This is a genomic window from uncultured Oscillibacter sp., from assembly GCF_910579365.1.
GTDB lineage: Bacteria > Bacillota > Clostridia > Oscillospirales > Oscillospiraceae > Oscillibacter.
Genome location: NZ_CAJTUX010000018.1, coordinates 34,065 through 41,452, shown reverse-complemented (window position 1 = coordinate 41,452; position 7,388 = coordinate 34,065). Strand labels below are relative to the sequence as shown.

8 protein-coding genes are annotated in these 7,388 nt (G+C 62.1%); 4 read left to right on the top strand and 4 right to left on the bottom strand.

The window, feature by feature from the left end:
- The coding region (locus tag QZ329_RS06745; protein WP_295750077.1) for a helix-turn-helix domain-containing protein at window positions 1-488 on the top strand (488 nt) is incomplete at its 5' end.
- Between the two features lies 1 nt (window position 489).
- The gene (locus tag QZ329_RS06740; RefSeq protein ID WP_295750074.1) at window positions 490-1,965 is read left to right on the top strand and encodes a pyridoxal-phosphate dependent enzyme; all 1,476 of its coding nucleotides are present in this window, start codon (window positions 490-492) and stop codon (window positions 1,963-1,965) included.
- Between the two features lie 66 nt (window positions 1,966-2,031).
- Here the strand turns inward: QZ329_RS06740 and QZ329_RS06735 are convergent, their stop codons facing one another.
- Window positions 2,032-2,352 carry a hypothetical protein gene (locus QZ329_RS06735; RefSeq protein ID WP_295750070.1) on the bottom strand — a complete coding sequence of 107 codons (321 nt, stop codon included), beginning with the start codon at window positions 2,350-2,352 and terminating at the stop codon, window positions 2,032-2,034.
- A gap of 131 nt (window positions 2,353-2,483) precedes the next feature.
- Between QZ329_RS06735 and QZ329_RS06730 the strand changes: the two genes are divergently transcribed.
- Window positions 2,484-2,669: a YlcI/YnfO family protein gene (locus QZ329_RS06730; RefSeq protein WP_295750067.1), complete on the top strand. Its 186-nt coding sequence runs from the start codon at window positions 2,484-2,486 to the stop codon at window positions 2,667-2,669.
- Between the two features lie 449 nt (window positions 2,670-3,118).
- On the opposite strand, the gene QZ329_RS06725 is transcribed toward QZ329_RS06730, so the two are convergent.
- The gene (locus QZ329_RS06725) at window positions 3,119-4,402 is read right to left on the bottom strand and encodes a DUF1015 domain-containing protein (RefSeq protein WP_295750065.1); all 1,284 of its coding nucleotides are present in this window, start codon (window positions 4,400-4,402) and stop codon (window positions 3,119-3,121) included.
- Between the two features lie 123 nt (window positions 4,403-4,525).
- On the bottom strand, window positions 4,526-5,125 hold the full coding sequence (gene thrH, locus QZ329_RS06720) for a bifunctional phosphoserine phosphatase/homoserine phosphotransferase ThrH (RefSeq protein WP_295750062.1): 600 nt from the start codon (window positions 5,123-5,125) through the stop codon (window positions 4,526-4,528).
- 250 nt (window positions 5,126-5,375) lie between these two features.
- On the opposite strand from thrH, the gene QZ329_RS06715 reads away from it, so the two are divergent.
- Complete coding sequence (locus QZ329_RS06715) at window positions 5,376-5,888, top strand: nitroreductase family protein (RefSeq protein ID WP_295750059.1); 513 nt, start codon at window positions 5,376-5,378, stop codon at window positions 5,886-5,888.
- Window positions 5,889-5,928: 40 nt separating this feature from the next.
- Here the strand turns inward: QZ329_RS06715 and QZ329_RS06710 are convergent, their stop codons facing one another.
- Window positions 5,929-7,293, bottom strand: a complete 1,365-nt coding sequence (locus tag QZ329_RS06710) for a D-alanyl-D-alanine carboxypeptidase family protein (protein WP_295750056.1) — start codon at window positions 7,291-7,293, stop codon at window positions 5,929-5,931.
- Window positions 7,294-7,388: the final 95 nt, after the last annotated feature.

Sequence of the window (7,388 nt, the reverse complement as noted above, 5' to 3'; positions counted from 1 at the left end):
TGGGGGACGGCGCGTCCACCGTGGTGATGGAACAGCTGCGGACCCAGGACCCGGAGCCCCGCGACCACCTCTGCTATCTCACCAAGACCCCGGACGGAAAGATTTTGAAATCCTCCACCGTCTACATCCGGGACCGGAAGGGCCGGGTCTCTGCCATCCTGTCCATCAATTACGACATCTCCCGCCTTATTTTGATGGAGGAGGCCCTGCGCAACCTGACTTCCACCGGGGAGGAGGTCCCCTCCGAACCGGAGAAGATCACCAACGTCAGCGACCTGCTGGACGAGCTCATCCAGCAGTCCGTGGCGCTGGTCGGCAAGCCCGCCGCCGTCATGAACAAGGACGACAAGGTGAAGGCCATCCAGTTCCTCAGCCAGAACGGGGCGTTCCTCATCACCAAGTCCGGCGACAAGGTTGCCAAATATTTCGGTATCTCCAAGTACACGTTGTATTCCTATATTGACATGAATAAACAGGAGGGCAGCTGACATGATCGATCTTACCATCAACAAGCAAGGACTGGAGCACAACCTGAAAAAGGCCCGGGAGCAGAATATCCTCATCCCCACCATCTCCCAGATGCAGCACCCGGAGACCATCCCCGGCAAGGTCCGGGACAAGCTGAAGGACGTGGGCCTTTGGGACGTGAATCCCCTGAACCTCTTCCGCATCACCTGGAAGAACGAGGCCAAGGAGTCCGGCGGCCTTTTCCAGGAGGTGCCCAACTACATCGAGCTTCCCCCGGAGCTCACCGGCGTGCCCTGCCGCATCATCGCCATGGCGGGCAAGTGGTTTCCCACGGGCTGCCACAAGGTGGGCGCGTCCTTCGGCTGCCTGGCCCCCCGGCTGGTGACGGGGCAGTTCGACGTGGACGTCCACAAGGCCGTCTGGCCCTCCACCGGCAACTACTGCCGGGGCGGCGCCTTTAACTCCAAGCTGCTGGGGGCCCAGGGCGTGGCCATCCTCCCTGCCGAGATGAGCCAGGAGCGGTTCGACTGGCTCCACGAGATCGGGGCCGAGGTCATCGCCACCCCGGGCTGCGAGTCCAACGTCAAGGAGATTTTCGACAAGACCAACGAGCTCAAGCAGGACCCCCAGTATATGATCTTCAACCAGTTTGAGGAGATGGGCAACCCCCTCTGGCACTACAACGTCACCGGCTTCGCCCTGGCGGACCTCTTCGAGGCCGTCAAGCGCCCCGGGGACCGCTTCGCCGGGGCCTGCTTCACCTCAGGCTCCGCCGGAACCATGAGCACCGGCGACCTGCTCAAGGAGCGCTATCCCCTTCTCAAGCTGGGCGTGGGCGAGGCGCTCCAGTGCCCCACGATTCTCAACAACGGCTTCGGCGGCCACCGGATCGAGGGCATCGGCGACAAGCACATCCCCTGGATTCACAACGTGAAGAACACGGATCTGGCCATCGCCATTGACGACGAGGACTCCCAGCGCCTCCTGCGCCTCTTCAACACCCCCGAGGGGCAGGACTACCTTCTCAACACCCTGAAGCTGGACCCCGCGCTGGTGGAAAAGCTGACGTGGCTTGGCATCTCCGGCATCGCCAACGTGCTTTGCTGCATCAAGATGGCCAAGTACTACGAGTTCACGGACCGGGACGTGGTGGGCACCGTGCTGACGGACTCCGCCGCCATGTACGGAAGCCGGATTCAGGAGCTCCACGACCTGCACGGCGCGTACACCTCCGCCGAGGCCCGGCTGGACCATAACCTTCACGTTCTGGGCCTGAAGACCGACAGCATGATGGAGCTGACCTACGCGGACCGCAAGCGGGTCCACAACCTGAAATACTACACCTGGGTGGAGCAGCAGGGCAGAGACATGCACGAGCTCAACGCCCTGTGGTACGACACCGAGGGCACCTGGGACGCCGTCCACGCCCAGGCCAAGGACCTGGACGCCCTCATCGACGCCTTCAACGAGGAGAGCGGCGTGCTGAAAAACCTGTAAATCGGAATAGGAAAAGGCGAAGCGTTCAGCTCCGCCTTTTTCGCGTATCCGCCCGGGGAGGGGCGGTCAGATTTTCTTCTTGGCATCCTCCATCAGGGCCTTGACCCTGGCCCGGATTTCCGCGATTTCCCTGGTCTCCGCTTCCTCCAGCGGCAGGTCCGGGATATCCTCCAGGCGCAGCATTTCCCCGCCCGTGCGCAGCCACGCCTTGAGTTCCGTTTCCAGGGTCAGCTCTCCCTTCCGCTCCTCTTCGCACAGCTTTCTGGCCCAGAGCATTCCCTCGATCAGGACGTCCCCGGCCGCGCCGAAATTCATCTCGTCCATCAATGTCAACGCGTCCGAGACGGCGTTGTAAAGACGCAGGTAGCAATGGGGCGCTTCTTCCATTTCGATCACCTCAGCAAGTTTTTATTTGTGCTATGTTTTGTTTTATATTATATAATGCATCAATTCGGCAAAAATTGCAATACCCTATGTATTACAAGACAGCAATAATTTTGTATTGCACGGGGTGTGAAATGAGAAAATTCAAAATTCCCAAGAATCCCTCTTCCACGAACAAATCCGTTCGTTTTCCCAATGACCTGATTGAGGAGGTAGAAACCGCCATTCGCGGAACAGACTGCACCTTCTCTGCCTTTGTCGTTGAGGCCGTCCGGGTAGCTCTGGATAACCTGCGCGAGGACGAGGATGGCGGGACGTGAATCGGGGCCTTGGGGAGCGCCCGGTTGGAGGATTGAACCGCGCGGGGGCGGCGATCGCCGCCCCTGCTTGACAAAAGAATCCCGCTCATATATAATCATAACAGAAGGGCGCCGCCGCAAGACGGTTCGCCCGCGAAATAAGCTAGGGACTTACTCCGCTAGCCGTTCGGGTACCGGCCGGACGGCTAGCACGCTTTTGTGGTAAGTACCAGCATTGTCCCGATGAAAAACACCAGGAAACGCAGCACAGCAAAAAGCTGTCTCTTCCACATCCGCACCACCTCCCCCTGTCTGGAATTTGCGTTGGGGTATTATCGGTGGACCAACCATCCTATGCAGCAGCGCTCTTCTCCCTTTATTATACAGATTACAACACGGGTTGTCAATTCACATAAACCAGGGCCGGGAACGCATGGCGTTCCCGGCCCTGGTTCTCAAACGCGCAGGCCTCAGCGAATCTTCCGGGCCTCCACGTAGTACCGTTTGTCCTCCGCGTGGCCCATGGAGAAGGTCTTCCGGGGCAGCACGCCGTCGGCCATGACGGTCTTGAACAGCTGCTGCTTCCCCATGGCGGGCAGCTTGAAGCCGATGCTCTCCGGCTGGCGGCCCAGGCGGTCCGTCACCTCGCCGCCGTGGATATAGTCGATCTCGCCGCCGTGGTCCTTGACATAGCCGTCCAAAAAGGCCTGGAGGGTTCCCACCGCCAGCTGCACCCGGGGATTGGGGACGGTGAGAAAACCCTCGCCTCCGGCGTGGGTATAGGCGATGACGTGCCCCTCGCCCCTGCCCTCGTAAGCGCCGGGGTAGGCGGCCAGGAAGGATTCCAGCACCTCCCCCGGCTTCACGCCGAAGACCACCCGGTGGATGGGCTCGAACTGGAGGGCGCTGTCGTGGTTGTTCACCACCTCCACCAGGGCGTACCGGGCGGGGAGGGCGGCCCACTCGCTCTCGGGGGTGACCTTCTTCAGGTCCTCATAGCACTGCTTGGCGGTGGCCAGGGAGTGGTTCCCGTCTCCCACGGCGAAGAGCAGCGGCGGAGCGTCCTTCACGCCGTACTTCCAGGTCTGCTCCTCCGGGGAGCAGAGGGCCGCCAGGGCGTCCGCCGTCTGGTCCATCTGGGCGGAGGAGAGCCGCCAGCCGGTGATGCCGCCGCCGCCCTGCTGGAGGGGGAAGCGGTAGAGCTCCTCCATCTCGCCGGAGGCCCGGGTCAACGGCTCGATGACGGTTTTATTGGGGTCGTCGATGAGGAGCATGACGTGGGGCAGCTCGATGGGGGCGTCCTTCCGGACCTTCACCCGGGGGGGGATGCGGGAGAGGACGGTGCCCTCCGTGGCCCGGATGAGGGCCCCGGAGCCGGGGGTGAAGTCGTACTGCTCCAGGTCCACCATGCCAATCAGGCCGTGGCGGATTTTCCCGTCCGACTGGACCCGCTCGATATAGAGGAGGCTGTCCTCCAGGGTGCGGAACAGCCCGCCGTCCAGATAGGCGCTCATGGCGGCGTTGACGGCGGCGATGCGCTCCTCCACGTCCGGGGCGTTCAGCCCCGCCTCGGGGAGGATGAGCCGCAGGGTGGAGGGGGCGTCTCCCACGTTCTCCTCCACCGCCTGCCAATACTCGGGCTGGGAGGTGAACTGGTCGCAGGCCACCACGGCCCACTTTGTCATATCCGTGCCCTCCTTGGGCAGGAGGATGTTGGCGGGATAGAAGCCTAAGGTTTCAAACTTCGGATTCATGGTCGCGTCTCCCTTCCTGTTTTATTCAGAGTTGTCTTCGTTGCCGCCGCTTCAGCCCGGATGCGCTCCGGGCAGGCGAAGCGCGATCAAGTTCTTCTGGATACTTTTCTTTCAAGAAAAGTATCACAAAGCGGCCTTGATGGCGGCGAGCAGATCATCGAACTCCTCATAGGCGGGGATGTTCGGGTAGTCCTTCTTGATCTGCTCCGTGCTCTTGAAGAGGAAGCCCGCCTTGCTGGCCTGGATCATGGCCAGGTCGTTGAAGCTGTCCCCGGCGGCGATGGTCTCGTACCCGATGGACTGGAGGGCCTTGACGGTGGTGAGCTTGGACTTCTCGCAGCGCATCCGGAAGCCGGTGATCTCCCCGCTGGGGGCCACCTCCAGCGTGTTGCAGAAGATAGTGGGCCAGTTCAGCTTTTCCATCAGGGGCTTGGCAAACTGCTCAAAGGTGTCGCTGAGAATCAGCACCTGGGTGGTGGCCCGAAGGTCGTCCAAAAACGCCTTCGCCCCGGGGAGGGGATCGATTTTGGCGATGGTGGCCTGAATTTCCTTGAGGCCCAGGCCGTGCTCCTTCAAAATGCCCAGGCGGAAGTTCATCAGCTTGTTGTAGTCGGGCTCGTCCCGGGTGGTGCGGCGGAGCTCCGGGATGCCGCTGGCCTCGGCGAAGGCAATCCAGATTTCGGGGACCAGAACGCCCTCCATGTCAAGACATACGATGTTCATAGCATTTCTCCTTGGTGTTCCGTAATGGGGGAACCGAGTTCTCTGCCTGTAGTATACCAGAGTTTCCGGCGCTTGTCACCTGTAATTTGCGCCGCCGGGGCGGGCGGGTTTTTGTCCGGCGGGACTTGCTTTTTCCGGAATCCTATGGTATCTTGAGCGGTGCAAAGCGTCAAGCAAAACGGCAGGCGGCCCCTGTCTTTCAAGCCGGATGCTTCCCGCTATTCTAAAAGTAAGGAAAGAGGCAGCGTCTATGGATTTCCAGACCCTCTCCGCCGCGCGGTACTCCCTGCGCAAGTTCGACTCCCGGCCCGTGGAACCGGAAAAACTGAACCTCATTCTGGAGGCCGGGCGAAACGCCCCCACCGCCCACAACTACCAGCCTCAGCGCATCTTCGTCCTCCAGAGCGCCGGGGCCCTGGAGAAGGCCGACGCCTGCGCCGGCTCCCACTTCCATCCCCCGGTGATGCTGGCGGTGGGCTATGACCCCTCCGTCTCCTGGAAGCGGGAGACCGACGGCAAGGACCACGGCGAAATCGACGCCGCCATCGCCGTTACCCAGATGATGCTCCAGGCCGCGGACCTGGGCCTGGGCACCACCTATGTGGGCATGTTCGAGCCGGAAAAGCTGCTGGCCGCGTTCCCGGAAATGGCGGGAATCCGCCCCATCGCCCTGCTGCCCCTGGGCTATCCGGCGGAGGGGGCTCACCCCGCCCGCCTCCACACGGACCGCAAACCTTTGGAGGAGCTGACGGTCTATCTCTGAGACGCAAGCAGGAGGCTGCCGAAGGGCAGCCTCCTGCTTGTTACCGTCTCTTTCTCCCGCCGCGATAACCCCGGCGGTTTCCGCCGCCGACGCTGCGTCCATAGCGGTAGCGGCGGCGGCTGAAGAGCAGCTTCCACCCCGCGAAAAGCACCGCCAGCACCGCCACTACGCCCAGGATCACCTTGGCGGCGGCTGTGGAGAAAAACGCCTTCACGTCCCGCCACAAAACCCGCAGGCGGGAGGCCTCCACACTGTTCAGCGCCGCCAGATCCACCTGGGCGCACTCCTCCCCGTTCAGGCGGATGGTCATGGTGCCCAGCACGTCCCCCTCGCTGATGGGGGCCTCCGCCGGGTCGGATTTCAGCTCGATGGTCTTCTCCAGCTCCTCCAGGTCCACCCCCTTGGGCAGCAGCAGCTCCACCGTCTTCACCGGGCGGAGGGTCACGTAATCCGTGGAGGAGAGGGACACCGGGGCCTCGCCGGCCACGTCGTCTTCTTTCAAAACCGTCTGGTAGGAGAAGTTGCCAAAGCCCCAGTCGTACAGCCGGTTCGTCTCGCCGAAGCTGTAGGTCCACCAGGTTCCATCCGCCCGCTGTTCCCGCTCCGTCCCCAGAATGACGCAGAGGAAGTCCATGCTGGCCCTCTGGGCCGTGGAGACCAGGCAGTGCCCCGCCAGGGAGTGGGACCCGGTCTTCACGCCGTGGACGTCCCCGTTGTAGTAGTCCCTGCCGCTGCGGATGAGGAAGTTCGTGTTGTTCAGCTGCCGCTCCTCTGAGACGTTGGTGGCGGGGACGGTGTGGGAGCTGGTGTCGCAGATGGTCATGAACATGGGGTATTCCAGGGCCGCCTCGGTGATGAGATACAGGTCCCAGGCGGAGGAGTAGTGCTGGGAATCGTGGAGCCCGTGGGGATTCATGAAGTGGGTATTCTCACAGCCCAGCTCCTCCGCCTTGGCGTTCATGGCGGCCACAAAGCCGCTGACGGAGCCGGAGACCTTCTCCCCCAGGATGGCGCTGGCCTCGTTGGCGGAGCTCATCATCATGCAGTACAAAAGCTCCTCCACCGTCAGCGCCTCCCCCACCTCGATGCCGGCGGTGCTGCCGTCCTCCGCCAGGTCCTCCATGGCGGTGGCGGTGGCGGTGATCTCCTGGCTCATGGAAAGGCGCCCCTCGTCCACAGCCTCCAGCACCAGAAGGCAGGTCATGATTTTGGTGAGGCTGGCGGGATAGAGCTCGTCGTGCTCATTCAGGGCATAGACCACCGCCCCGGTCTTCCGGTCCACCAGCAAAGCCGCCTTGGCCTGGATTTCCGGGTCCGGGACCCCCGCCGCCCCGGCGGGGACAGTCAGCTGTGCCGCCAGCAGAAGAAGCAGGAAAAAAATCGAGAAAAAGCGCGTTGTTTTCATGTCCATCCCCCAAAATATGTGATATACTAAGTCTCAGCCAGGCCCTCAGGCGGCGGTTTGACGCCGCCGTTCGATGATTTCTTCACCTAGTATAG